We start from the raw sequence: 24,598 nt of genomic DNA, 5'->3' as shown, positions 1-24,598 counted from the left end.
GTCGGCGGCCGTGCCCGTCCCCCTGGCCCGTACCAGGGGGACGGCCGGATTCGGACTCCTGCGGAGGACGTGACACCATGCCGTCATGTCCTCCGCGCTGACCGATCTCTTCCCCACACCGATCGTGCAGGCCCCCATGGCGGGTGGGGTCTCCGTGCCACAGCTCGCCGCCGCCGTGTCCGAGGCCGGCGGGCTCGGCTTCCTCGCGGCCGGGTACAAGACGGCCGACGGCATGTACCAGGAGATCAAGCAGCTACGCGGTCTCACGGGCCGCCCCTTCGGCGTGAACCTCTTCATGCCGCAGCCCGACTATGCCGACCCGGCCGCCGTCGAGGTGTACGCCAACCAGCTCGCCGGTGAGGCCGCCTGGTACGAGACCGAGCTGGGCGACCCCGACAGCGGGCGCGACGACGGCTACGACGCCAAGCTCGCCGTCCTCCTCGACAACCCGGTGCCGGTCGTCTCCTTCCACTTCGGCTGCCCCGCCCCCGACGTCCTCCGGGCCCTCTCCGCCAAGGGCACACTGACCCTCGTCACCGTGACCTCGGCCGACGAGGCGCTGGACGTGGCGCGCGCCGGTGCCGACGCCGTGATCGTGCAGGGCGTGGAGGCGGGCGGGCACCAGGGCACCCACCGCGACGACCCCGAGCGGGACCGCGCCGGCACCGGTCTGCTCTCCCTCCTCGCCCAGGTCCGCGAGGCCGTCTCGCTGCCCATCGTCGCGGCCGGCGGCATCATGCGGGGCAGCCAGATCGCCGCGGTCCTCGCCGCCGGGGCGTGCGCGGCGCAGCTCGGCACGGCGTTCCTCGCGACGCCGGAGTCCGGCGCCAACGCGCTGCACAAGCAGGCGCTGAGCAACCCGCTGTTCGTCCGCACGGAACTGACGCGCGCGTTCTCGGGACGCCCGGCCCGCGGGCTGGTGAACCGCTTCCTCAGCGAGCACGGCCCGTACGCCCCCGCCGCGTACCCCCAGGTCCATCACCTCACCTCCGGGCTGCGCAAGGCGGCGGCCAAGGCGGGCGATCCGCAGGGCATGGCGCTGTGGGCGGGGCAGGGCTACCGGATGGCCCGGGACCTGCCCGCGGGGCAGCTGGTGGAGGTGCTGGCGGCGGAGCTGGCCGCCGCGCGGACGGCGCTGTGCGCGGGCCCGGAGAGTTCGGCGCTGGGCGGCGCCTGATGACCGCGCCGGTTTTTGTCGTCGACCAACTGGACGGTGTCGGGGCGGAGTTCGTCCTCGACGGTCCCGAGGGGCGGCACGCGGTGTCCGTGAAGCGGCTGCGGCCCGGTGAGGGCGTGGTCCTCACGGACGGGCGCGGGCGGTGGACGCGGGGCGTGGTGAAGACGGCCGACGGCAAGGACCGGCTGGTGGTCACGGACCTGGCGCCCGTGCGGGAGGAGCCCCCCGAGTCACCCCGCATCACCGTCGTCCAGGCGCTGCCCAAGGGCGACCGGGGCGAGCTGGCCGTCGAGACGATGACCGAGACCGGCGTGGACGCGATCGTGCCCTGGGCGGCCTCCCGCTGCATCACCCAGTGGAAGGGCGAGCGGGGACTCAAGGCGCTGGCCAAGTGGCGCTCCACGGCGCGCGAGGCGGGGAAGCAGTCGCGGCGGGTGCGCTTTCCGGAGGTCGCGGACGCGGCGACGACGAAGCAGGTTGCCGCGCTGCTCGCCGAGGCGGACTTCGCGGGTGTGCTGCACGAGTCGGGTGACGTGCCGCTGGCGACGGTCGACCTTCCCGGTGCCGGGGAGATCGTGCTGGTGGTGGGGCCCGAGGGCGGGGTGTCGCCGGAGGAACTGGCGCTGTTCGAGGAGGCGGGGGCGCGGCCGTATCGTCTCGGGCGCAGTGTGCTGCGTACGTCGACGGCTGGTACGGCGGCCGCGGCGTTGCTGCTCACGCGGACGGGGCGGTGGTCCTGAGGGGGCGTGCCTGCGGGGCGCAGGGGGTTTCTTCGCCCCCGCCGCCCCTACCCGTCCCATCCCTTCCCTGGGGGCTGCCGCCCCCAGACCCCCGCTTGTCGGCCTGAACGGCCTCGTCCTCAAACGCCGGACGGGCTGGGGGTGCCTGGCGCCTGGCGGGGCGGGGCCCGCCACAGGCGCCGTCGTGGGCGTTTCCGCGTTGCAACGCGCCCGACCCCACGCCCACGCCCACCACCCCGCCCACCGACGACAACCGGCCCGGCGGGCCCGCCCCGACCGTCACTGTCACCGTCACCAAAACCGTCTACTGCCAGTCGCATCCCACCTGCCGGCCCGAGGGCAAGTGATCCAAACACCTCCCAAGAACGCCATACGCTGCCTAGAGTGACCTGGTGACACTGCCTGCAGCCTCTGCCTCCCCCGCGTATTTCCGGTTTCCGCACCTGCACGGCGAATCGGTCGCCTTCACCGCCGAGGACGACGTCTGGGTCGCGCCTCTCGACGGCGGCCGCGCCTGGCGGGTCAGCGCCGACAACGTCCCCGTCAACCATCCGCGCATCTCCCCGGACGGCACCACCGTCGCCTGGACCTCCACCCGCGACGGAGCCCCCGAGGTCCACATCGCCCCCATCGACGGCGGGCCGTCCAAGCGCCTGACGTACTGGGGCAGCTGGCGCACCCAGGTGCGCGGCTGGACACCCGACGGCAGGGTCCTCGCACTCAGCACACAGGGCCAGGCCAGCCTCCGGCGCAGCTGGGCGCGTGCCGTTCCGCTCGACGGCGGACCGGCGACGACCCTGCCGTACGGGCCCGTCGGCGACGTGGTGTACGGACCGAGCACCGTACTGCTGTCCGCGCCCATGGGCCGCGAGGCCGCCTGGTGGAAGCGGTACCGGGGCGGCACGGCGGGCAAGCTGTGGATCGAGCGGGAGCAAGGGGACGAAGGGGGCAGTTCCGGCAGTGGGGAGTTCGTGCGGCTCCACGCCGAGCTCGACGGGAATCTGGAGTATCCCCTGTGGGTGGGGGAGCGGATCGCTTTTCTGTCCGACCACGAAGGGGTCGGGGCGCTCTACTCGTCGTTGAGTGACGGCTCCGATCTGCGGCGGCACACACCTCTCGACGGGTTCTACGCCCGGCACGCCGCCACCGACGGCACCCGCGTCGTGTACGCGTCCGCCGGTGAGCTGTGGCTCCTCGACGACCTCGACGGCGCGGAGCCCCGGCGGCTCGACATCCGGCTCGGCGGACAGCGCGTCGATCTCCAGCCGCATCCCGTGAACGCGAGCCACTGGTTCGGGACGGGCTCGCCCGACCACACCGGGCGCGGCAGCGCCGTCTCCGTGCGCGGTGCCGTCCACTGGGTCACCCACCGTTCCGGCCCCACCCGCTCGCTCGCCGCCGAGCACGGCGTACGGGCCCGGCTGCCGGTCACCTTCCGCGCGGACGGCGAGGAGTGGGTGGTGTGGGTGACGGACGCCGAGGGCGACGACGCCCTGGAGTTCGCGCCCGCCACCGGGGGCGCGCCGGGGGCTACCCCGCGACGGCTCGCCGCCGGGCAGCTCGGGCGCGTGCTCGGGCTCGCCATGGCCCCCGACGGCAGCCGGGCCGCCGTCGCCTCGCACGACGGGCGCGTGCTGCTGGTCGAGCGGGAGAGCGGCGAGGTGCGCGAGGTCGACCGGAGCGAGGACGGCGAGGTGTCCGGACTGGTCTTCTCGCCCGACTCCGCCTGGCTCGCCTGGTCCCACCCCGGCCCGAGCCCGCTGCGCCAGCTCAAACTCGCCAACACCGCCGATCTGTCGGTGACGGAGGCGACACCGCTGCGGTTCCAGGACTACTCGCCCGCCTTCACCCTGGACGGCAAGCACCTGGCGTTCCTGTCCGCCCGGTCCTTCGACCCGGTCTACGACGAGCATGTCTTCGACCTGGCCTTCGTCGGAGGCGCGCGTCCGCACCTCATCACGCTCGCCGCGACCACCCCGTCCCCCTTCGGACCGCAGCGCCACGGCCGCCCCTTCGAGGCGCCCGACAAGGACGAGACCCCGGAGAGCGAGGGCGCCCCCGCGACCCGTATCGACCTCGAAGGGCTCGGCGACCGGATCGTGCCGTTCCCCGTCGAGGCCGCGCGCTACTCGGGGCTCCGGGCCGCCAAGGACGGCGTGCTGTGGCTGCGGCACCCGGTACGCGGCGTGCTCGGCCACGCGCGGGCAACGCCCGACGACCCGGACCCCAAGACCTCGCTGGAGCGGTACGACCTCGCCCAGCAGCGCGTCGAGTACCTCGCCTCCGACGCCGAGCGGTACGCGGTCAGCGGCGACGGCAAGCGGGTGCTGCTGTGGACCGACGGCAAGCTGAAGGTCGTCCCCAGCGACCGGCGCGCCTCCGGCGACGAGGACAGCGACACCAACATCACCGTCGACCTGTCCCGCGTACGCCAGACCGTCGACCCGGCCGCCGAGTGGCGCCAGATGTACGACGAGGCCGGCCGCTTCATGCGGGACAACTTCTGGCGGCCGGATCTCGGGGGAGTCGACTGGGACGGGGTGCTGGACCGGTACCGGCCCGTGCTCGCCCGGGTCGCCACCCACGACGACCTCGTGGACCTGCTGTGGGAGGTACAGGGCGAGCTCGGTACGTCGCACGCGTACGTCACGCCGCGCGGCGGCGGAGGATGGGGCGAGCGACGGCAGGGGCTGCTCGGTGCCGACATCTCCCGGCACGAGGACGGCCCCCAGGGGGCCTCGCTGTGGCGTATCGACCGCGTCCTGCCGTCGGAGACCTCCGACCCCGAGGCACACGCGCCGCTCGCCGCGCCCGGAGTGGCGGTACGGGCCGGGGACGCGATCATCGCCGTGGGCGGGCAGCCCGTGGACCCGGTGACCGGTCCGGGGCCGCTGCTCGTGGGCACGGCGGGCAAGCCCGTCGAGCTGACCGTCCTGCCCGCCGGCGGCGGGGACCCCCGGCACACGGTCGTCGTGCCCATCGACGACGAGGAGCCGCTCCGCTACCACGCCTGGGTGGCGGACCGGCGGGCGTACGTGCACGAGAAGTCGGGGGGCCGGCTGGGCTATCTGCACGTGCCGGACATGCAGGCGCCGGGCTGGGCGCAGATCCACCGCGACCTGCGGATCGAGGTGGCGCGGGAGGGCCTCGTGGTCGATGTCCGCGAGAACCGTGGCGGGCACACCTCCCAGCTGGTCATCGAGAAGCTGGCCCGCCGGATCGTGGGCTGGGACGTGCCGCGCGGGATGCGGCCGTACAGCTACCCGGGGGACGCCCCGCGCGGACCCGTCGTCGCCGTCGCCAACGAGTTCTCCGGGTCCGACGGGGACATCGTGAACGCGGCGATCAAGGCGCTCGGGATCGGGCCGGTCGTCGGTACCCGGACGTGGGGCGGTGTCATCGGCATCGACAGCCGCTACCGCCTCGTCGACGGCACGCTCGTCACCCAGCCGAAGTACGCGTTCTGGCTGGAGGGGTACGGGTGGGGCGTCGAGAACCACGGTGTCGACCCCGACGTGGAGGTCGTCCAGGCCCCGCACGACTACGCGGCGGGGCGGGACGCGCAGTTGGACGAGGCGATCCGCCTCGCGCTGGCCGCGCTGGCGGAAACACCGGCGAAAACGGCTCCGCCTCTGCCGGAGTTGTAAGACGCGCGGGGGGCCGGGGTGGTCCTCCCGAGAGGTTTCGCCCCCGCCGCCCCTACCCGTCCCATCCCGAGGGGCGCTGCCTCTTCGACCCCACGGGGGCTCCGCCCCGGACCCCGTTTTCGGGGGCCGGCCCCCGGGCCCCCGCTCCTCAAACGCCGGAGGGGCTGGATTGTGCGGGGGTCTGGGGGCGGCAGCCCCCAGGGGACGGGAATGGGTAAGGGCGGCGGGGGCGAAACCCTCCCCGCTACCATGCCCGGGACGCGATCAATCGGCGGCGAGGAGGCACGTATGGCAGGGGAGCCGCAGGACGACTGTCTGTTCTGCAAGATCGTGGCGGGGCAGATTCCGGCGACCGTGGTACGGGAGACGGAGACGACCGTCGCGTTCCGGGACATCAACCCCCAGGCACCGACGCACGTGCTGATCATCCCCCGGGCGCACTACCCCGACATCGCCACCCTCGGCGCCGCCGAGCCCGGTATCGCCGCGGACCTGCTCCGCGAGGCCGGTGAGGTGGCCGGGGAGGAAAAGCTGGAGAGCTACCGGGTCGTGTTCAACACCGGCAGCGGCGCCGGGCAGACCGTCTTCCACGCGCACGCCCACCTCCTCGGCGGGCGCGGCCTCCAATGGCCTCCCGGATAACGCGCCGTGTCCGTACGTGAACTGGTGGTCCTCGGTACCGCCAGCCAGGTCCCGACCCGGCACCGCAACCACAACGGGTACGTGCTGCGGTGGGACGGCGAGGGCATCCTGTTCGACCCCGGTGAGGGCACGCAGCGGCAGATGCTGCGTGCCGGAGTCGCCGCGCACGACCTGCACCGGATCTGTGTCACCCACTTCCACGGGGATCACTCGCTGGGCCTCGCCGGTGTCATCCAGCGCATCAACCTCGACCGGGTGCCGCACGACGTCACCGCGCACTACCCGCGCTCCGGGCAGCGGTTCTTCGACCGGCTGCGGTACGCGACCGCGTACCGCGAGACCGTGCAACTGGTCGAGGCGCCGGTCGCGGAGGACGGTGTGCTCGCCGCCACCCCCGCCTACCGCCTTGAGGCGCGCAGGCTCTCCCATCCCGTCGAGTCGTTCGGGTACCGGCTCGTCGAGCCCGACGGGCGGCGCATGCTGCCGGAGCGGCTGGCGGCGCACGGGATCAAGGGGCCGGACGTCGGGCGGATACAGCGGGAAGGAGCCCTGGGGGGCGTCTCGCTCGGGGACGTGAGCGAGGTGCGGCGCGGGCAGCGGTTCGCGTTCGTCATGGACACCCGGCTGTGCGAGGGCGTGTACGCGCTGGCCGACGGCTGCGACATGCTCGTCATCGAGTCGACGTTCCTCGACGAGGAAGCGGAACTCGCCGACGAACACGGACACCTGACAGCCGGTCAGGCGGCCGCCGTGGCACGGGACGCGGGGGTGCGGCACCTCGTGCTGACGCACTTCAGTCAGCGGTACACCGAGCCCGACGAGTTCGAGCGGCAGGCGCGGGCCGCCGGGTACGAGGGGGAGCTGACGGTGGCGCACGACCTGCTGCGGGTGCCGGTACCGAAGCGTAGGTAGATGCGGGTGCCGGTTCCGAAGCGCGGGTAAAACGGCCGTACGATGCGTTGATGCCCCTCCCGAAAGCGGAACTGCACCTGCACATCGAAGGCACCCTGGAACCGGAGCTGGCGTTCGCGCTGGCCGCGCGGAACGAGGTCGCGTTGCCGTACGCCGACACGGACGAGCTCCGTGAGGCGTACCGGTTCGAGGACCTGCAGTCCTTCCTGAACCTGTACTACGAGCTCATGGCCGTCCTGCGGACCGAGCGGGACTTCGAGGACCTGGCCGACGCGTATCTCGCGCGGGCCGCCGCGCAGGGGGTGCGCCACGCCGAGATCTTCTTCGATCCGCAGGCCCACATCGCGCGGGGCGTGGCGATGGGGACGGTGGTGGAGGGGCTGTGGCGTGCGCTCGCTCGGAGCGAGGACACGTACGGGGTCTCCACCCAGCTGATCATGTGCTTCCTGCGGGACGAGTCCGCCGAGTCGGCGAGGGAGACGCTTGAGGCCGCGAAGCCGTATCTCGACCGGATCGTGGGCGTCGGTCTCGACTCCGCCGAGGTCGGGCATCCCCCGGCGAAGTTCCGGGAGGTGTACCAGGCGGCCGCCGGCCTGGGGTTGCGGCGGGTGGCGCACGCGGGGGAGGAGGGGCCGCCGTCGTACATCGTCGAGGCCCTGGACGTGCTCGGGGTCGAGCGGGTCGACCACGGCCTGCGGTGCATGGAGGACGAGGCGCTGGTCGAGCGGCTCGTACGGGAGCGGGTGCCGTTGACGCTGTGCCCGCTGTCGAACGTCCGGCTCCGCGCGGTCGACGCCCTCGCCGACCATCCCCTGCCCGCCATGCTGGACGCCGGGCTGCTGTGCACGGTCAACTCCGATGACCCGGCCTACTTCGGCGGCTACGCGGGCGACAACTTCGACGCGGTGCGCTCGACGCTGGGACTGGGCGAGGAGCGGCTGCGTGAACTGGCCCGCAACTCGTTCCTGGCGTCCTTCCTGGAGCACGACGAGGAGCGGCGGGCCCGGTACCTCGCCGAGGTGGAGGCGTACGAGTTCGGGTAGCGGCCGGCGGCCGGATCGGCGGACGACACCGCGACACCGCCCGAGCTCAACGCCAGTTGACCGCGCCCGACACCCCGGGGGTCGCCGCCTCCACCTTCGCCCGGATCTCCCGCATCACCGCGATGATCTGTTCCTCATGGCTCGGCGAGAGCCGTGCCACCGGCACCGAGCAGCTGATGGCGTCCTGAGCGGGAGCGTCGTAGCGGAGGGCGAAGCCGAAACCGACGATGCCGGTGACGCCCTCCTCGCGGTCGACGGAGTAGCCGCGGGCGCGGGTCGCGGCGATGTCGGCCAGCAGGGACTCACGGGTGGTGTGGGTGTGCGGGGTCAGCCGGGTGTACGGGGCCTCGGGGAGGGCCTCGTCGGGGCGTTCCGCCAGGAGGGCCTTGCCCAGGGCGCCCGCGTGGGCGGGAAGGCGGCGGCCCACGCGGCTGATGGTGCGCAGGTACTCGTGGGACTCGCGGGTCGCGAGGTAGGCGACGTCCGTGCCGTCCAGACGGCCCATGTGGATCGTCTCGCCCAGCGCGTCGGAGGCCTCGTCGAGGTAGGGGCGCACGATGCGGACGCGTGGGTCGGAGTCCAGGTAGCTGGTGCCGGTGAGCAGGGCGCTGATGCCGATGCCGTAGAGGGAGCCCGTGGCGTCCGTGCGGACCCAGCCACGGTTGATCAGCGTCTGGAGCAGGGCGTACATCGAGCTGCGGGGGACCTGGAGCTCGTCCGCCAGTTCCTGGAGGCGCGCGGGGCGGTCGCCGCGGGCCGCCAGGAGTTCCAGGAGGTCGACCGTGCGGGCAGCGGACTTCACCTCGCGTACGCCGCGTTCGTCCGTGGGTTCCGGCATGAGCTGATCGTAAGGGGATCGCGCACGACCATTGACGGCTGGTGTTCGCGTACCTAGCCTCCATCTTCATACGTGGATGACGTCTACGTATGAAGACATCGGAGGAGCCGTCCCGTGACCCGCGATCTGACCATCACCGACGTCCGTCTGACCCCGATCCTCGTCGCCGATCCGCCCCTGCTGAATACCTCGGGGGTGCACCAGCCCTACACCCCGAGGCTGATCGTGGAGGTGGTGACCGCCGACGGGATCTCCGGGTTCGGTGAGACCTACGGCGACGGCAAGTACCTGGAGCTCGCCCGGCCCCTCGCGGACAGGCTGATCGGCCGCCAGGTCAGTGACCTGGGGGGCCTGTTCACCGTCGCCGACGAACTCACCGTGGACAGGGCCCGGGTCGACAACCAGCTCGACGTGGGTGGGCAGCGGGGCGTACAGACCGCGGACAAGCTGCGGCTGTCCGTCGTGTCGGGGTTCGAGGTCGCATGCCTCGACGCGTTGGGCAAGGCGCTCGGGCTGCCCGTGCACGCACTGCTCGGCGGCAAGGTGCGGGACGCGGTCGAGTACAGCGCGTATCTCTTCTACAAGTACGCCGCTCACCCCGAGGGAGTCCCCTGCGAGAAGGACGACTGGGGGGCCGCCGTCGATCCGGCCGGAGTCGTCGAGCAGGCGCGGAAGTTCAAGGAGCGGTACGGGTTCACGTCGTTCAAGCTCAAGGGCGGTGTCTTTCCGCCCGACGAGGAGATCGCCGCCGTACGTGCCCTCGCCGGGGCCTTCCCCGGGCATCCGCTGCGGCTCGACCCCAACGGGGCCTGGTCCGTGGAGACGTCGATCAAGGTCGCGGACGCCCTGCGTGACGTGCTGGAGTACCTGGAGGACCCGACACTCGGCACGCACGCGATGGCCGACGTCGCACGGCGCACCGGCGTCCCCCTCGCCACCAACATGTGCGTGACGACCTTCGCGGAGATCAAGGAAGCCTTCACCCAGGGCGCCGTCCAGGTGGTCCTGTCCGACCACCACTACTGGGGCGGCCTGCGCAACACGCAGCAACTCGCCGCCATCTGCCGCACGTTCGGCGTGGGAGTCTCCATGCACTCCAACACCCACCTGGGGGTCTCCCTCGCCGCGATGACCCATGTCGCGTCGACCGTGCCCGGCCTCCACCACGCCTGCGACTCCCACTACCCCTGGCAGTCCGAGGACGTGCTCACCGAACGGCTCACGTTCGAGGACGGCAGGGTCACCGTCTCCGACGCGCCGGGCCTCGGTGTCGAGGTCGACCGCGAGAAGGTGGAGTTCCTGCACCGGCGGTGGCTCGACGACGACGGGTCGCTGCGGGACCGGGACGACGCGGCCGCCATGCGGGTCGCCGACCCCGGGTGGGTCGCTCCGGCCGTGCCCCGCTGGTAAGCGCCGGGCAGGCGCCGGCAGGCACGGCACTGTTCCTGGGCCGAGGGGGCACCCGACGCGGGGCGCATGCGCGGTCGTAGGACGCAGGGGGCGGCTCCGGCGCGAGGGGCGGTGCCGTGTGGGGCGGTTGGTGCACACTGGGCCTGATCCGCACCACGCCAGGGAGCACACCGTGATCGCGTCCAAGGGAGAGCGACTGTACCGCCGGCCCCACGTCGACCCCCTCGCCGCTCTGCGCACACCGGGCGACCCGCCGTGGGACGTGTACCTGACCGGCACCGTCTTCCTCGACATCGTCTTCACCGGCCTCGACTTCGCCCCCGTGCGCGGGACCGAGTCCTGGGCGCGCGGCATGGGATCGAGCCCCGGCGGCGTGGCGAACATGGCGACCGCGCTCGCCCGGCTCGGTCTGCGGACGTCCCTGGCGGCGGCCTTCGGGGACGACCACTACGGGGAGTACTGCTGGGACGCCCTGGAGCAGGGCGAGGGCATCGACCTGACCCCGTCCCGCAGGGTCCCCGGCTGGCACTCCCCGGTCACCGTCTCCATGGCGTACGAGGGCGAGCGCACGATGGTCTCGCACGGCCACGAGCCGCCGCCGGAGGAGACCGCGCCGGAGTGCCCGCCCCATGCGCGCGCCGCGGTCGCGTCCCTGGTGCCCGGAGTGCGCGCCCCCTGGATCGCCCAGGCCGCGGGCAAGGGCACCCGGATCTTCGCCGACGTCGGCTGGGACGACACCGGCCGCTGGGACCTGGCGGGCCTCGCCGACCTGGAGCACTGCGAGGCGTTCCTGCCCAACGCGACGGAGGCGATGCGCTACACCGGCGCCGACTGTCCTCGTGCGGCCGCGCACGCCCTCACCGACTATGTGCCGCTCGCGGTGGTCACCCTCGGTGCGCAGGGGGCGTACGCCGTGGACGCGCGGACCGGTGAGACCGCCGAGGTGCCGGCCATCGCCGTCGAGGCGATGGATCCCACGGGGGCGGGGGACGTGTTCGTGGCGGGTTTCGTGGCCGGGACCCTGGCCGACTGGCCGCTGGCCGACCGGCTGGCCTTCGCCGGACTGACCGCCGCACTCTCGGTGCAGGAGTTCGGCGGCTCCCTGTCGGCTCCCGGCTGGGCCGAGACCGCCGCGTGGTGGCGACGGGTGCAGTCGCTGGAGCGCCAGGACCCGGCGGCCCTCCAGCGCTACGCCTTCCTGGAGGCCCTCCTGCCCGACGAGGCGGTCAGCCCGTGGCCGCTGCGCAGGGCGGTGCCGACGATCGGGTTCAGGCGGTCGGCGTGAACAGGCGGGTTCACCCCGGACGTCCGGCTCCCGGCGCCGGCACGCGGGCCCGACCGACCGCGAAAAGCCCTACGGCGTTGTCAGTGCCCCGGCGTACCCTGGAAACTGCCAGACCGCCCATGGGGCGGGCGAGTCGTATCGAGGAGGACGAGCAAGGCCTACGAGCCGGCCCATGACTCAAACACACACCTCCGCGCAGGAGCAGGCGCGAGCGCAGTTCACCGTTCCGGCCGCACACCCCATGGTGACCGTGCTGGGTTCCGGAGACTCGCTCCTGCGCGTGATCGAGAAGGCCTTCCCGGCGGTCGACATCCATGTCCGGGGCAATGAGATCAGCGCGGTCGGCGACGCCGGTGAGGTCGCCCTAGTACAGCGCCTGTTCGACGAGATGATGCTGGTGCTCCGCACCGGACAGCCGATGACGGAGGACGCAGTGGAACGCTCGATCGCCATGCTCAGGGCGAGCGAGAACGGGGAGAGCGACGGCCAGGAAACCCCGGCCGAGGTACTCACACAGAACATCCTGTCCTCGCGAGGCCGCACGATCCGCCCCAAGACGCTCAACCAGAAGCGCTACGTGGACGCGATCGACAAGCACACCATCGTCTTCGGCATCGGCCCCGCCGGCACGGGCAAGACCTACCTCGCCATGGCCAAGGCGGTCCAGGCCCTCCAGTCCAAGCAGGTCAACCGCATCATCCTGACCCGCCCGGCGGTGGAGGCGGGCGAGCGGCTCGGCTTCCTGCCCGGCACGCTGTACGAGAAGATCGACCCGTACCTGCGCCCGCTGTACGACGCGCTGCACGACATGATCGACCCGGACTCCATCCCGCGGCTGATGGCGGCGGGGACCATCGAGGTCGCGCCCCTCGCATACATGCGTGGCCGCACCCTTAATGACGCCTTCATCATCCTGGACGAGGCCCAGAACACCAGCCCCGAGCAGATGAAGATGTTCCTCACCCGCCTCGGCTTCGACTCGAAGATCGTGATCACGGGTGATGTCACCCAGGTCGACCTGCCGGACGGGACGAAGTCCGGTCTGCGGCAGGTGCGGGAGATCCTGGAGGGCGTCGAGGACGTGCACTTCTCCATGCTGTCGTCCCACGATGTCGTCCGGCACAAGCTGGTCGGCCGTATCGTCGACGCGTACGAGAAGTACGACAGCAAGAACGGCACGCAGAACGGCACGCACAAGGGCCGCGGCAAGGCCGGACACGGGCACAAGGGGAAGTAGACCAGCACGACCATGTCGATCGACGTCAACAACGAGTCCGGAACCGAGGTCGACGAGCAGGCGATCCTCGACATCGCCCGCTACGCGCTCGCACGGATGCGCATCCACCCGCTCTCCGAGCTCTCGGTGATCGTCGTGGACGCCGACGCCATGGAGCAGTTGCACATCCAGTGGATGGATCTGCCGGGCCCCACGGATGTCATGTCCTTCCCGATGGACGAGCTGCGGCCGCCGTCCAAGGACGACGACGAGCCTCCGCACGGGCTCCTCGGTGACATCGTGCTGTGCCCGGAGGTCGCCGCCAAGCAGGGGGCGGAAGCGCCCACACAGCACTCCATGGACGAGGAGCTCCAGCTGCTCACCGTCCACGGAGTGCTGCACCTGCTGGGGTACGACCACGAGGCGCCGGACGAGAAGGCCGAGATGTTCGGCCTCCAGGCGGCCATCGTCGACGGCTGGCGCGCGGAGAACGGCCTGACGGGCCCCTCACCGGCCCCCACCGTGTCATGAGCGCATCCCTTCTCACCGGTGCCGTCGCCCTGGTCGTCGTGGCCTGGCTCGCCGCCTGCGCGGAGGCGGGCCTCGCGCGCGTCTCCAGCTTCCGCGCCGAGGAAGCCGTACGGTCCGGGCGGCGCGGCAGCGCCAAGCTCGCCCAGGTCGCGGCCGACCCCACCCGCTACCTCAACGTGGCGCTGCTCGTGCGCGTCGCCTGCGAGATGGCGGCCGCCGCGCTGGTCACGTACGCCTGCCTCCAGGCGTTCGACAAGACCTGGCAGGCCCTTGTCGTCGCCATCGCCGTGATGGTCCTCGTGTCGTACGTCGCCGTCGGGGTGTCGCCGCGCACGATCGGCCGCCAGCATCCGCTGAACACGGCGACGGCCGCCGCGTACGTGCTGCTCCCGCTGGCCCGGATCATGGGCCCGATCCCGCCCCTGCTGATCCTCATCGGTAACGCGCTCACCCCCGGCAAGGGCTTCCGCCGTGGCCCGTTCGCCTCCGAGGCGGAGCTGCGCGCGCTGGTGGACCTCGCCGAGAAGGAGTCCCTGATCGAGGCCGAGGAGCGCCGTATGGTGCACTCCGTCTTCGAACTCGGCGACACCCTCGTCCGCGAGGTCATGGTCCCGCGGACCGACCTGATCGTCATCGAGCGTTACAAGACGATCCGTCAGGCCCTCACCCTGGCCCTGCGCTCCGGCTTCTCCCGCATCCCGGTCACCGGCGAGAGCGAGGACGACATCGTCGGGATCGTGTACCTGAAGGACCTGGCCCGCAAGACGCACATCAGCCGGGACGCCGAGTCCGAGCTGGTCTCCACCGCCATGCGGCCCGCCGCCTTCGTCCCCGACACCAAGAACGCGGGTGACCTGCTGCGCGAGATGCAGCAGGAACGCAACCACGTCGCCGTCGTCATCGACGAGTACGGCGGCACGGCCGGCATCGTCACCATCGAGGACATCCTTGAGGAGATCGTCGGCGAGATCACCGACGAGTACGACCGTGAGCTGCCCCCGGTGGAGGAGCTCGGCGAGGACCGCTACCGCGTGACGGCCCGCCTCGACATCGGCGACCTCGGCGAGCTGTACGGCATAGAGGCGTACGACGACGAGGACGTGGAGACGGTGGGCGGGCTGCTCGCGAAGGCGCTGGGCCGCGTGCCGATCGCCGGTGCCTCGTCCGTCGTCCCCCTGCCGGACGACCGGGAGCTGCGCCTCACCGCCGAGGCCGCCGCCGGACGCCGGAACAAGATCGTCACGGTACTGGTGGAGCCGATCGGGCCGCCCGAGCCCGTGGAGGAGGAGAAGGAGCCCGAGTGACGCCCCAGGAACTGCGCGCGTTCTGCCTCTCCTTCAACGCGGCAGTGGAGGACTTCCCCTTCAACCCGGAGACCTCGGTCTTCAAGGTCCGGGGCAAGATGTTCGCCCTCACGTACCTGGCCGGGCGCCCGCTCACCGTCAACCTCAAGTGCGAGCCGGAGGACGCCGTACGGCTGCGCGGCGAGTACCCCGGGCTGATCATCCCGGGCTGGCACATGAACAAGCGCCACTGGAACACGGTCACGGCCGACGGCGAGCTCCCGGACCGTATCGTCCGTGAGCTCATCGAGGACTCGTACGACCTGGTGGTGGCCGGGCTGCCGCGAGCGGAGCGGCTCCGCCTGGACCGCCCCTGAACGTCCTCGGCGGCGGCCGTGGTCGGCGTGGCGGGGTGAGTGGGCCGGTGGTCGGCGTGCCTCCGTATGCTCGGGGCATGACCGACAGCAGCGCGCTTGACCCCGAGGACCGCAAGATCGTCACCCTGGCCCGGTCGGCCCGGGCCCGTAACGGGGTGCCCGAGGGCGCGGCCGTACGGGACGACACGGGGCGCACGTATGTGGCGGGGACCGTCGACCTCGACTCGCTGCGGCTGAGCGCGCTGCGTACGGCGGTCGCGATGGCCGTGGCGTCCGGGGCGAAGTCCCTTGAGGCGGCCGCGGTGGTCACGGAGTCGGAGAGCGTGCCGGAGGAGGACCGGGCGGCGGTACGGGATCTGGGGGGCGCGGGGACCCCGGTGCTGGTCGCTGGGCCGGACGGGGTGGTGCGGGGCACTGTCACGGCGGGCTGAAGCGGTGGGATGGGCGGCGGCGGGGGTTTGTCGCCCCCGCCGCCCCTACCCTTCCCGTCCCCAGGGGCGCTGCCCCTTCGGGGGGCTGAACCGGAGACCTCGCCCGGCACGGATCGGCCGGTAGGCGGGCCCTGGCCCGGGGGAAAAGCCGTGCGTACGCGACAGGTGGGCGGGGCGGTGGAGTCCGCACCGTGTGGACAGAACATCGCAACCGGTTCCAAATGCAGCGGCGTGCGCGACCATCCTGGGAAGAACTTCGGCCACTTTCCCGACCCTTGGAAGAACTCACAGGGTGCGTCTTGCAATCCCAGGTGACGCACGCCTCAATGGAAGCCGTTCTTCCGACGGACCGTCAGATTCCGCCGCGCGGCGTGCCGCACCCCGCTCGCGGTGGGTGGTTCGCGCGCACGCGTCTCCCCGCAACCTCGCCAGGCCGGCCCCACCGCTCCACCTCGCGGTGCTCGGACTCGTTGCCGAGCGCCGACCGGTCCGGTGACGAGTCCGCGTGTCCGAACAACGGCGGTCCCAAGCTCCGTCCCCACATGGCAATTCCCGGACCAGGGAAGGGAACGCGATTCACATGAGACGCAATCGATTCGGGGTCAGCGCGGCACTGGTGACCGGTGCGGTCGCCGTCGCGGGGCTCGCCTTCGCCCCCGGCGCCGCGGCCGTCGTGCCGCAGGCCGCGACGATCACCGCCGACTGCGGCCTGTACGGTGGCGGCGGCGCCACCCTCACGGCCACCCAGAACGGCACCTCCGCCACCATCACCCTCAGCTCTGACGAGATCACCGCTCCCCTCGCCCTCGCGGCGGACTCCGTCCGGTCCACCCTCACCTTGGTGAAGGCGGGCGGCGGCACGACCGCGTTCACCGGTACCAAGAACCCCGCGATGGCCGCCGGGGACGGGGTCACGGTCGGACCGCTCCCCGGCACCGTGGCGGCCGGGGACAGTCTGGAGGCGTACGGCGGCTCTCTCAAGCTGGTGGTCTTCGGGATCACCATCACGTGCACCGCCGAAGGGCCGCAGTCGCCGGGGCCCTTCGTGTTCGAGTAAGCCCTCGCGTGTGAACCCTCGCGTGTGCAATGTGTGAAGGCGGGTTCCGTCCCCGGAGGCCTACGGGGACGGAACCCGCCGGGTTGCTTCCCTCGGATCGCCGCCAATCGGCCTGCCGGGACCGCACGTTGCCAGAAGCTGATGGGCCGTCAGTTCAACTGTCGCGCGTCCATTGACTTTTCACGCAACCCGCACATCAATGGCCCCCTGTCGGCGCGGAAGAGCCACTGCGCCCGCATCCCTCAAGGGGGTATCCCATGGGATCCATCAGCCGATCCATCAGCCGAAGAGGCGTCGTACGAAGACGCCGCCTGACGGTGCTCCTCGCGGCGACCGCGCTGACCGTCACCGCCCAGGGGGCGCTCACCGCGCCTGCCGGAGCCGCGAGCACCCGGGCCGCGGATGTGGACTTCGCCACGCACTGCGTTCCGCCGCCGATCGCGGGCATTCCGCCCATCGACGGCACCACCACCGCGCGGATCGCGGTGGACAACGCCGCACCGAAGGTGGGCGACACCGTCACCGTGACCTACACGGTGGTCGAGCCCGCCGCCAGCAACCCCACCGAGCTCGCCCTGCCGGCCGACATCATGACGCCCACCGGCAGGATCACCCTGGGCGGTGCGCAGACAGGGGACATCACGGTCGCGGGGCCGAAGAAGAACGACCCCGTGCCCGGACGGGGCCCCTTCCCGTCGTTCTCCATGACCGGCACCTTCACGGTCACCGCGCCCGGCGCGATCACGCTCTCGCCCGGCGACTACAACATCCACACCAGCTACATCCTCGAACTGGACACCCCCTGCACCGTGACCGACCCGCCCGCGCCGGTCTCCGAGACCGTGACCGCCACGGACGGCAGTGGTCAGCCCAACACCCGTGCCATCTCGCTCGGTTCGGCCTCAGGAAGCCCGGGTGCCCGTGTCACCGTCACCGGCAGCGACTTCACGCCGGGCGCGCGGGTCACCCTCGCCGGGCGCGCGGGCGCGGCCCAGACGGCGGACACCGCCACCGTCACCGCGGACGGCCAGGGCGCCTTCAGCGGTGCGCTGACCGTGAACGACAGGGCGACGACGGGCGTCGTGGCCTACGAGGGCGACAGCTGGAGCGACAGCAGGGGCGCCGGTCCGGCCGCGTACGCCGTGATCGACGACACACCCGTCCCCGGCGACAGCCAGAAGATCACGGCCAGGGTCACCGCGGGGACCCTCTCCATGACCCAGGCCGGGGACACCGTCGATCTCGGCTCCGTCGAATCCGGTTCCGGCGGCACGGCCGACGGCGATCTGCGGACGGTCACCGTCAAGGACCACCGCGGCGGCACGGCCGGCTGGTCGCTGACCGGGAAGGTCACCGACTTCACCGGTCCGGGGGCGTCCATCCCCGCCTCGCAGCTGAGCTGGACCCCGGCGTGTGCCACCGAGCAGGGCAGCCCGAGCACCTGCCGGGCCGGTTCGGCTGGTCCGGTGGGCAGCGCGGGCGCGACCCTGGCCTCCGCACCCGACGGCACCCGCACCGGCGGTGAGTTCACCGTGGACGCCAGGCTCTCGCTGAAGGTCCCGGCATCCACGCCGCCCGGTTCGTACGCGGGCGTCCTGACGCTCACCCTCACCTGACGGCCGTCACCCCCTGTGGGCCGGGCGCGCACCCGCCCGCCCACCACGTCACCCGAGCATCCGAGCAGCCGAGTATCCGAGCAGCTGAGTACCCGAGCGTCCGTCCGCCGCGCGTCCGTAGGGGGTCCCCACCCATGCGCAAGCCGTACGTCCTCCTCCTGGCCGCCCTGCTGCTGCCGCCGGCGCTGCTCTGGCCGGCCGGCCCCTCGTACGCCGCCGACAACGGCAGCTGGTCCGTGTTCCCCGTCTCCTCCGAGGTCTCCCAGCGGCCGTACTTCTACGTCACCGCACATCCCGGCACGACGGTCAGGGACAAGGTCGTCGTCGCCAACAAGACGGGCAGACCGTTGACGTTCCGCCTCTACGCGGCCGACGCGTACAACACCGCCCGGGACGGCGGGTTCGCGGTCCGCACGGTAAAGGAGAGGCAGCGCGGGGTGGGTGCCTGGGTGAGGCCGGAGAAGTCCCGGGTGACTGTTCCGGCGCGCGGCTCTGTCACCGTGCCGTTCACCCTGCGCGTGCCCGAGCGGGCCGAACCGGGGGATCATCCGGGTGCGCTGGTGGCTCTTGACGAGCGGATCGACGCGGGCGACGGGTCGCTCGCGGTCGGGGTGCAGCGGGCCGTGGGCGCCCGCCTCTACCTGCGGGTGAACGGGCCGACGGTGCCCGCCCTCGCCGTCGAGAAGGTCCGCGTCCGCCACACACAGCCTCTGGTGCCCGGTACGGGCGACAGCACGGCGACGATCTCGTACACCCTCCACAACACCGGCAACGTCACCCTCACTCCACGGGTCGAGCTCAGAGCCCAGGGCCTCTTCGGCCGTACGCTCCTGTCCCGCGACCTGACGGCAATCCCCTCGGAGCTGCTGCCGGGGCAGCGTGTGCGCCTGGCCGAGCCCTGGCACGGCGCGCCCCAACTCGACTGGGCGGACGTCACTTTGACCGCCTCCGCCGAGGACACCCGCGAGTCGGCCAGTGTGTCGTTCTTCGCGCTGCCGTGGCTGGTGGCCCTGGTGCTGGGGGCGGGGCTGGTGGCGGCGGGGGTGGTGTTCCGGGTGCGGCGGCGCAGGCGGTCCGCTGACCAGGGTCGGCTGACCAGGGTCGGCTGACCGGAGTCGTCTGACCGGGGTCGTCTGACCGGGGCGCCGTGGTCCAGGATTCCGTGGTCCAGGACGCCGTGGTCCAGGACGCCGTGATCCCAGGCCCGTTTCGGCGTGCACCGCAGGGCCGGGCCGGTCTGTGCGGTGGGGCTTCGGGGATCAGGGACAATGGGCGCCATGAGCGTTCGCACCCAGTCCCCCGAGCCGTCGGAGACCCCGGAGTCCTCGGGGTCCGTCCACCGCGCGGGCTTCGCCTGTTTCGTGGGCCGCCCCAACGCGGGCAAGTCCACCCTCACGAACGCTCTGGTCGGGCAGAAGGTGGCGATCACCTCCAACCGGCCGCAGACGACGCGGCACACGGTACGGGGCATCGTGCACCGGCCGGAGGCGCAGCTGATCCTGGTGGACACCCCCGGGCTGCACAAGCCGCGCACCCTGCTGGGCGAGCGGCTGAACGACGTGGTGCGCACGACGTGGGCCGAGGTGGATGTGATCGGCTTCTGTCTGCCGGCCGACCAGAAGATCGGCCCCGGCGACCGCTTCATCGCCAAGGAACTGGCCGGGATCAGGAAGACCCCGAAGGTCGCGATCGTCACGAAGACGGACCTGGTCGACCCCAAGGACCTGGCCGAACAGCTGATCGCGATCGACCAGCTGGGCAAGGAGCTGGGCATCGAGTGGGCCGAGATCGTGCCGGTGTCGGCGGTCGGCGACAAGCAGGTGAACCTGCTGGCGGACCTCCTGATCCCGCTCCTCCCCGAGGGCCCGGCGCTCTACCCCGAGGGCGACCTGACGGACGAGCCCGAGCAGGTCATGGTGGCCGAGCTGATCCGCGAGGCGGCGCTGGAGGGCGTACGGGACGAGCTCCCGCACTCCATCGCGGTGGTCGTGGAGGAGATGCTCCCCCGCGAGGACCGTCCGGCGGACAAGCCCCTGCTGGACATCCACGCGAACCTTTACATCGAACGCCCCAGCCAGAAGGGGATCATCATCGGTCCCAAGGGCAAGCGCCTGAAGGAGGTCGGCATCAGGTCCCGCAAGCACATCGAGGCCCTGCTCGGTACGCCGGTGTTCCTCGACCTCCATGTGAAGGTCGCCAAGGACTGGCAGCGGGACCCGAAGCAGCTGCGGCGGCTGGGATTCTAGGGCCGCATCAGGCTGGATGGGGCCGTGGCGGATGACATCAGCCGAGTGCTGCTCGGATCTCGCTGAGCCACTGCGTGCCCAGCCGGCGCCCGTTGGGGAGCTGGTCGTCCCGATCCCAGCGCCACGCTGTGATCATCGCCAGCACGAGGATCCGGCACTCGCGCAGCAAGCCTTGATCGGCACCCGGATAGTGGTCGCCGACTTCTTCGGGTGCGTGGGCGAGGTCGAATTCGACGGGCCCACGGCAACACGTCTCCAGGTCGATGAACAGCAGCCCGTTCCTCGTGGTGAGCACGTTGCCCGGGTGGGGCTCGCCGTGCAGCAGCTGCTCGGCGCCGCCGCGCTCGCCGATCACTCGTCTCAGGTTTCGTAGGGTGTCGCCGAGCAGCTCCCGGTCCGCGTCGGCGAGCTCCGGGGTACGGTCGCGGTTCGCCACGAGTTGTTGAGCCTGCTCGACTCGATCCGTGAAGTGCGGCGTCGGGACATCGAGCGTGCGCATGCCGGTATGCAGCCGCTTGAGGGCATGGGCGTAGTCGGCCGGTGGGAACTTTCCACGGGTCACGGGTTCGTAGTGGGTCCACAGCGTGACCACGAAGCCATCGCGCTCATGGACGCGTGGCTCCACGCGTGGCTCAAGAGCAGCCACCGGGCACCCGGATGCGGCGAGCCGCTGAGCGAGCTCGACTTCGAACTGTGCGACCTGTTGCGCCACAGGTGCCACCCGGGCCAGGACGTCACAGGGCAGCAGACGCAGAGTGAGCTTGTTCGAGTCATGGAGAACGGTCGCGTCGTCGACCGCCAGGCCAAGTGACGAGGCGGTCGACATGGCCGCGGCCACCGCACGCCGGACCTCTGACGCCTGCATCGTCGCCCGGCCTCTCTCCCTTGAGCGCTGCTACAACTCGGCTGCCACAGCTCGCTGCCACGAACGCTCCAAGCGGTGCGGCCCGCGCACGATACCAAGCTGCCGGCGCAGGCCGGTCGTGCGTCACGGGACCGCCGGCAGCGTTGCCTCCGTCACTGTGGCCAGGCGGGCCGCCAGCACCCTCGCCCAGGCCCGGTAGCCCTCCGCGGACGGATGGAAGCGGTCCCTGGCCAGCCACTCGCCCGGGAGTTCCGGCGGGCCCCCGGACGGCAGGTGGAAGACGGCGACTCCCCTCGCGGCCGCCGTCCTCAACTGCCGGTCCAGGAGCCCGACGTACAGTCCGAGTGGTACTCGGACCCGGCGGGGGAGCGCCTCCAGGCGGGCCAGCGCCGGGAGGCCGGCGAAGACCACAGGGACGTCCTCACCGAGCCGTAGCCGGACGTCACGGATCAGGCGCTCCGCCTCCCGGCGGAACGCCCGCGGCCGGCGCAGCCGCATCGCGTCGTTCGTGCCCGCCGCCACCAGCACCACGTCCGGGCGCCAGCGGGCCGTCGGGTCCGTCAGGCCCGGCAGCATGCCCCGGCGGACCGCCGACAGCGAGGCCCCCGTCTTCGCCGCCACCCGCCACGACACCGCCCGCCCGGTCATGGCCGACAGGGCCGCAGCCAGCTGCCCCGCCAGGGCTTCCCGGTGGTCCGCCGCCCCGACCCCCGCGGCCACCGAGTCCCCGATCACCGCGAGCCGCAGGGCCGGCTCGCTGCCTTCCGTGAGCCCCGAGTCGTCCCCCGCGGCCTCGGGCAGCCGCACCAGCCGCCCGCGCATCCCTCTCGTGAACATCACGACCCCCTCGCCCGCTATCCATAACGGCGTTATATCCATAACAACGTTATGCTGTGGTCCGTGTCAAGTGACCGCCAGGAACCAGCCAGTCCGGTTCGCCGTCGCCTCCTCGACGAAGCCGCCCGCGTCCTGGCCGAGGAGGGCCCCGCCGCGCTCAGCGCCCGTCGCCTCGTCAAGGCCGTCGGGGCGTCGACCATGGCCGTCTACACGCACTTCGGATCGATGCCGGCGCTGGTGCGCGAGGTGATGCGGGAAGGCGTGGAACGGTTCCTGAGCAGGGTGGACGCCGTCGCGCCGGGAACCGATCCCGTCCGCGAACTCACCGAACTCTGCCGCGTCTACCAGGAGTTCGCCCGCGCCGAACCCGATGTGTACGCCGTGATGTTCGGCGGCTCCTCCCTCGCCGGGTTCGAACTCACCCAGGGCGACCGGAAGATGGGCGTGGCCCTGCTACGGCACCCGCGGGACGCCATCCGCCGCTGCATCGCCTCCGGCCGGTTCCGCGCCGACGCGGACGCCGACCTCCTCGTCCGGCAGCTCTTCGTGCAGATGCACGGCCTCGCCCAACTCGCCCACGCCGGTTACATCCTGGGCATCTACGGCCCGGAGGACGTGCTCGCCGGACTGCTGCGGGACTTCGCGGTGGCGTCCGGCGACGACCCGGAACAGGCGGCGCGCTCCGTGAGATCAGGACTCGGGGAGTGAGGTCAGGGCTCGGGGAGTGAGATCAGGACTCGCGGGGCGACACGCCCCGCGGGCCCACCGCGTGCGGCGGTCGCGGGCGGCTCCGCAGCCCGTCCCGCAGCCACGCGTACGACGCCTTGGGTGTGCGCTCCAGCGTGTCGTAGTCGACGTGGACGAGGCCGAAGCGGCGCGCGAACCCCTCCGCCCACTCGAAGTTGTCGAGCAGGGACCACACGAAGTAGCCGCGGACGTCCACGCCCGTCTCCATCGCACGGTGCAGCGCCCGGATGTGACCGTCGAGATAGGTGATCCGCCGCTGGTCGTCGACGCCCTCGTACGAGCAGCCGTTCTCGGTGATGACGACGGGCGGCAGGCGGTCGCCGTACCGCTCGGCGAAACCCGTCAGCAGCTCCGTGAGGCCCTCCGGCACCACCGGCCAGCCGAAGTCCGTCACCGGGTATCCCTCGATCTCCCTTACGGAGAAGGGCAGTTCGGCCGGCATCGTCAGCCCGCCGAACTCGATGTCCTCGCCCTGGGGCGCACCCACCCGGGTCGGCGCGTAGTAGTTGACGCCGTACCAGTCCAAGGGCTCCCCGATCACCTTCAGATCGGCCGACACGTCCCCGGGCATCAGGTCACCGATGCCCTCCGGGTACTCACCCAGCAGGACGGGGTCGCAGAACATCCGGTTCAGCAGCAGGTCGTAGAACTCCGCCGCCTCCAGGTCCGCCTGCTCCCGTGAGGCCGGCCATGTCGGCCCGTGCGAGTTGGCGATCCCGATGTCGTCGGCTCCGGCCGCGCGCAGGGCCCGCACACCCAGCCCATGGGCCAGGAGCTGGTGGTGGGCGGCCGGCAGCGCGTCGAACATCAGCCGCCTGCCCGGTGCGTGCGCGCCGAGCGCATGCCCGAACAAGGTGTGCTCGGCGGGCTCGTTGATGGTGATCCACTTCTTCACGCGGTCGCCGAGACGTTCGGCGACGACCGACACGTAGTCCGCGAAACGCGCCGCCGTGTCCCGCTCCAGCCAGTCAAGGGCCACCGGCAGATCCCAGTGGAAGAGGGTCGGGACGGGCCGCACGCCCGCCCCGCACAGCTCGTCCACCAGCCGGTCGTAGAAGTCCAGGCCGCCCTGGGAACGCACCCGTGGCCAGGAGATCGAGAAGCGGTACGCGTCCACGCCCAGGCCGGCCAGGAGCGCGACGTCCTCGCGGTAGCGGTGGTAGTGGTCGCAGGCCGTCGCCGCGGTCGACCCGTCCTTGATCCGTCCGGGCTCGGCGCTGAACGCGTCCCACACGGAGGGCTCGCGCTCGTCCGCCGCACCCTCGATCTGGTGGGCCGAGGTCGACACGCCCCACAGGAAGTCGGACGGGAACTGGGGTATCGGGTTCGTCGCCATGCGCGGATCATCCGTACCGGCGGTAACGGAAGTCAACGCATCCGGGTGAACCGGCCGTTACGTCCCCGGCCGTCACACCCCGGCCGTTACGCCCCCTCCTTCAGCACTCTTGAGATCAGCTTGCGCTGTTCCTCCGTGAGCCGGGGGTCGGAGCAGTACACCGTCCTGTCGTCCACGGTGATCTGGTAGCTGAAGCCGTCCGGCACCCCGATCGGGGGTGTGCCCCGGCCGTCGGCGACCGCCTGCTCGGCCAGGGCATGCCACTCGGGGGCGTCGGCGCGCCCCGAGGTCTCCACCTCGGCGTACCGCTCGATGCCCGCGAAACCGCCCGTGCGCCTCACCTGAATACGCATGGGTCTTGT

The 24,598-nt window shown here is 71.8% G+C and carries 23 protein-coding genes; 18 read left to right on the top strand and 5 right to left on the bottom strand.

All coding sequences use genetic code 11. From position 1 onward, the window contains the following. The first annotated feature begins 85 nt into the window (after positions 1-85). The 6 genes from IE262_RS09205 (at position 86) to IE262_RS09180 (ending at position 8,161) form a co-directional block, all read left to right on the top strand. Positions 86-1,177 (top strand): nitronate monooxygenase, encoded by a 1,092-nt coding sequence (locus IE262_RS09205; protein WP_134040460.1) that lies wholly within the window; start codon positions 86-88, stop codon positions 1,175-1,177. Then, positions 1,177-1,917, top strand: coding sequence for a 16S rRNA (uracil(1498)-N(3))-methyltransferase (locus tag IE262_RS09200; RefSeq protein ID WP_134040459.1), 741 nt, complete (start codon positions 1,177-1,179; stop codon positions 1,915-1,917). The genes IE262_RS09205 and IE262_RS09200 overlap by 1 nt, the downstream gene beginning before the upstream one ends. A 392-nt stretch (positions 1,918-2,309) precedes the next feature. Further along, positions 2,310-5,564, top strand: a complete 3,255-nt coding sequence (locus tag IE262_RS09195; RefSeq protein ID WP_189872610.1) for a S41 family peptidase — start codon at positions 2,310-2,312, stop codon at positions 5,562-5,564. Positions 5,565-5,852: 288 nt separating this feature from the next. Beyond that, positions 5,853-6,206, top strand: coding sequence for a histidine triad nucleotide-binding protein (locus IE262_RS09190; RefSeq protein WP_134040456.1), 354 nt, complete (start codon positions 5,853-5,855; stop codon positions 6,204-6,206). A 6-nt stretch (positions 6,207-6,212) separates the two neighbouring features. Next, entirely contained in the window at positions 6,213-7,118 is a 906-nt protein-coding gene (locus tag IE262_RS09185; RefSeq protein ID WP_134040455.1) for a ribonuclease Z, read from the top strand. 50 nt (positions 7,119-7,168) lie between these two features. Continuing rightward, positions 7,169-8,161 carry an adenosine deaminase gene (locus IE262_RS09180; protein ID WP_189872608.1) on the top strand — a complete coding sequence of 331 codons (993 nt, stop codon included), beginning with the start codon at positions 7,169-7,171 and terminating at the stop codon, positions 8,159-8,161. A 46-nt stretch (positions 8,162-8,207) separates the two neighbouring features. On the opposite strand, the gene IE262_RS09175 is transcribed toward IE262_RS09180, so the two are convergent. Then, positions 8,208-8,999, bottom strand: a complete 792-nt coding sequence (locus IE262_RS09175; RefSeq protein ID WP_189872606.1) for an IclR family transcriptional regulator — start codon at positions 8,997-8,999, stop codon at positions 8,208-8,210. A gap of 114 nt (positions 9,000-9,113) precedes the next feature. Between IE262_RS09175 and IE262_RS09170 the strand changes: the two genes are divergently transcribed. From IE262_RS09170 to era, 11 genes are all read left to right on the top strand, one after another. After that, positions 9,114-10,409, top strand: coding sequence for a glucarate dehydratase family protein (locus IE262_RS09170; RefSeq protein ID WP_189872604.1), 1,296 nt, complete (start codon positions 9,114-9,116; stop codon positions 10,407-10,409). A 172-nt stretch (positions 10,410-10,581) separates the two neighbouring features. Further along, positions 10,582-11,694, top strand: a complete 1,113-nt coding sequence (locus tag IE262_RS09165) for a carbohydrate kinase family protein (RefSeq protein ID WP_189872602.1) — start codon at positions 10,582-10,584, stop codon at positions 11,692-11,694. Positions 11,695-11,866: 172 nt separating this feature from the next. Further along, the gene (locus IE262_RS09160) at positions 11,867-12,931 is read left to right on the top strand and encodes a PhoH family protein (protein ID WP_134040450.1); all 1,065 of its coding nucleotides are present in this window, start codon (positions 11,867-11,869) and stop codon (positions 12,929-12,931) included. Between the two features lie 12 nt (positions 12,932-12,943). Continuing rightward, entirely contained in the window at positions 12,944-13,441 is a 498-nt protein-coding gene (gene ybeY, locus IE262_RS09155; RefSeq protein WP_134040449.1) for an rRNA maturation RNase YbeY, read from the top strand. Continuing rightward, on the top strand, positions 13,438-14,745 hold the full coding sequence (locus tag IE262_RS09150) for a hemolysin family protein (RefSeq protein ID WP_134040448.1): 1,308 nt from the start codon (positions 13,438-13,440) through the stop codon (positions 14,743-14,745). Before ybeY ends, IE262_RS09150 begins: the two co-directional genes overlap by 4 nt. Next, positions 14,742-15,101: an MmcQ/YjbR family DNA-binding protein gene (locus IE262_RS09145; RefSeq protein ID WP_189872600.1), complete on the top strand. Its 360-nt coding sequence runs from the start codon at positions 14,742-14,744 to the stop codon at positions 15,099-15,101. The genes IE262_RS09150 and IE262_RS09145 overlap by 4 nt, the downstream gene beginning before the upstream one ends. Positions 15,102-15,178: 77 nt before the next feature. After that, entirely contained in the window at positions 15,179-15,532 is a 354-nt protein-coding gene (locus IE262_RS09140; RefSeq protein ID WP_134040446.1) for a cytidine deaminase-like protein, read from the top strand. A 580-nt stretch (positions 15,533-16,112) separates the two neighbouring features. After that, positions 16,113-16,589 (top strand): hypothetical protein, encoded by a 477-nt coding sequence (locus tag IE262_RS09135; protein ID WP_134040445.1) that lies wholly within the window; start codon positions 16,113-16,115, stop codon positions 16,587-16,589. A gap of 257 nt (positions 16,590-16,846) precedes the next feature. After that, the gene (locus tag IE262_RS09130; RefSeq protein WP_189872598.1) at positions 16,847-18,205 is read left to right on the top strand and encodes a WxL domain-containing protein; all 1,359 of its coding nucleotides are present in this window, start codon (positions 16,847-16,849) and stop codon (positions 18,203-18,205) included. Between the two features lie 134 nt (positions 18,206-18,339). After that, complete coding sequence (locus tag IE262_RS09125) at positions 18,340-19,314, top strand: WxL protein peptidoglycan domain-containing protein (RefSeq protein WP_189872596.1); 975 nt, start codon at positions 18,340-18,342, stop codon at positions 19,312-19,314. A gap of 159 nt (positions 19,315-19,473) precedes the next feature. Then, on the top strand, positions 19,474-20,451 hold the full coding sequence (gene era, locus IE262_RS09120) for a GTPase Era (RefSeq protein WP_134040443.1): 978 nt from the start codon (positions 19,474-19,476) through the stop codon (positions 20,449-20,451). A 37-nt stretch (positions 20,452-20,488) separates the two neighbouring features. On the opposite strand, the gene IE262_RS09115 is transcribed toward era, so the two are convergent. Next, complete coding sequence (locus IE262_RS09115) at positions 20,489-21,316, bottom strand: phosphotransferase enzyme family protein (protein ID WP_189872594.1); 828 nt, start codon at positions 21,314-21,316, stop codon at positions 20,489-20,491. Positions 21,317-21,439: 123 nt separating this feature from the next. Further along, entirely contained in the window at positions 21,440-22,153 is a 714-nt protein-coding gene (locus IE262_RS09110; RefSeq protein WP_134040441.1) for an SGNH/GDSL hydrolase family protein, read from the bottom strand. A gap of 63 nt (positions 22,154-22,216) precedes the next feature. On the opposite strand from IE262_RS09110, the gene IE262_RS09105 reads away from it, so the two are divergent. Next, a complete protein-coding gene (locus IE262_RS09105; RefSeq protein WP_166681753.1) occupies positions 22,217-22,861 on the top strand; it encodes a TetR/AcrR family transcriptional regulator in 645 nt (214 codons plus the stop codon). Positions 22,862-22,883: 22 nt separating this feature from the next. On the opposite strand, the gene IE262_RS09100 is transcribed toward IE262_RS09105, so the two are convergent. Beyond that, positions 22,884-24,236 carry a GH1 family beta-glucosidase gene (locus IE262_RS09100; protein ID WP_189872592.1) on the bottom strand — a complete coding sequence of 451 codons (1,353 nt, stop codon included), beginning with the start codon at positions 24,234-24,236 and terminating at the stop codon, positions 22,884-22,886. Positions 24,237-24,322: 86 nt separating this feature from the next. Continuing rightward, positions 24,323-24,589: a protealysin inhibitor emfourin gene (locus IE262_RS09095; RefSeq protein WP_189872590.1), complete on the bottom strand. Its 267-nt coding sequence runs from the start codon at positions 24,587-24,589 to the stop codon at positions 24,323-24,325. Positions 24,590-24,598 lie beyond the last annotated feature (9 nt).

Source organism: Streptomyces bluensis (assembly GCF_014650715.1).
GTDB lineage: Bacteria > Actinomycetota > Actinomycetes > Streptomycetales > Streptomycetaceae > Streptomyces > Streptomyces bluensis.
This window is presented reverse-complemented; position numbering and strand designations above follow the sequence as displayed.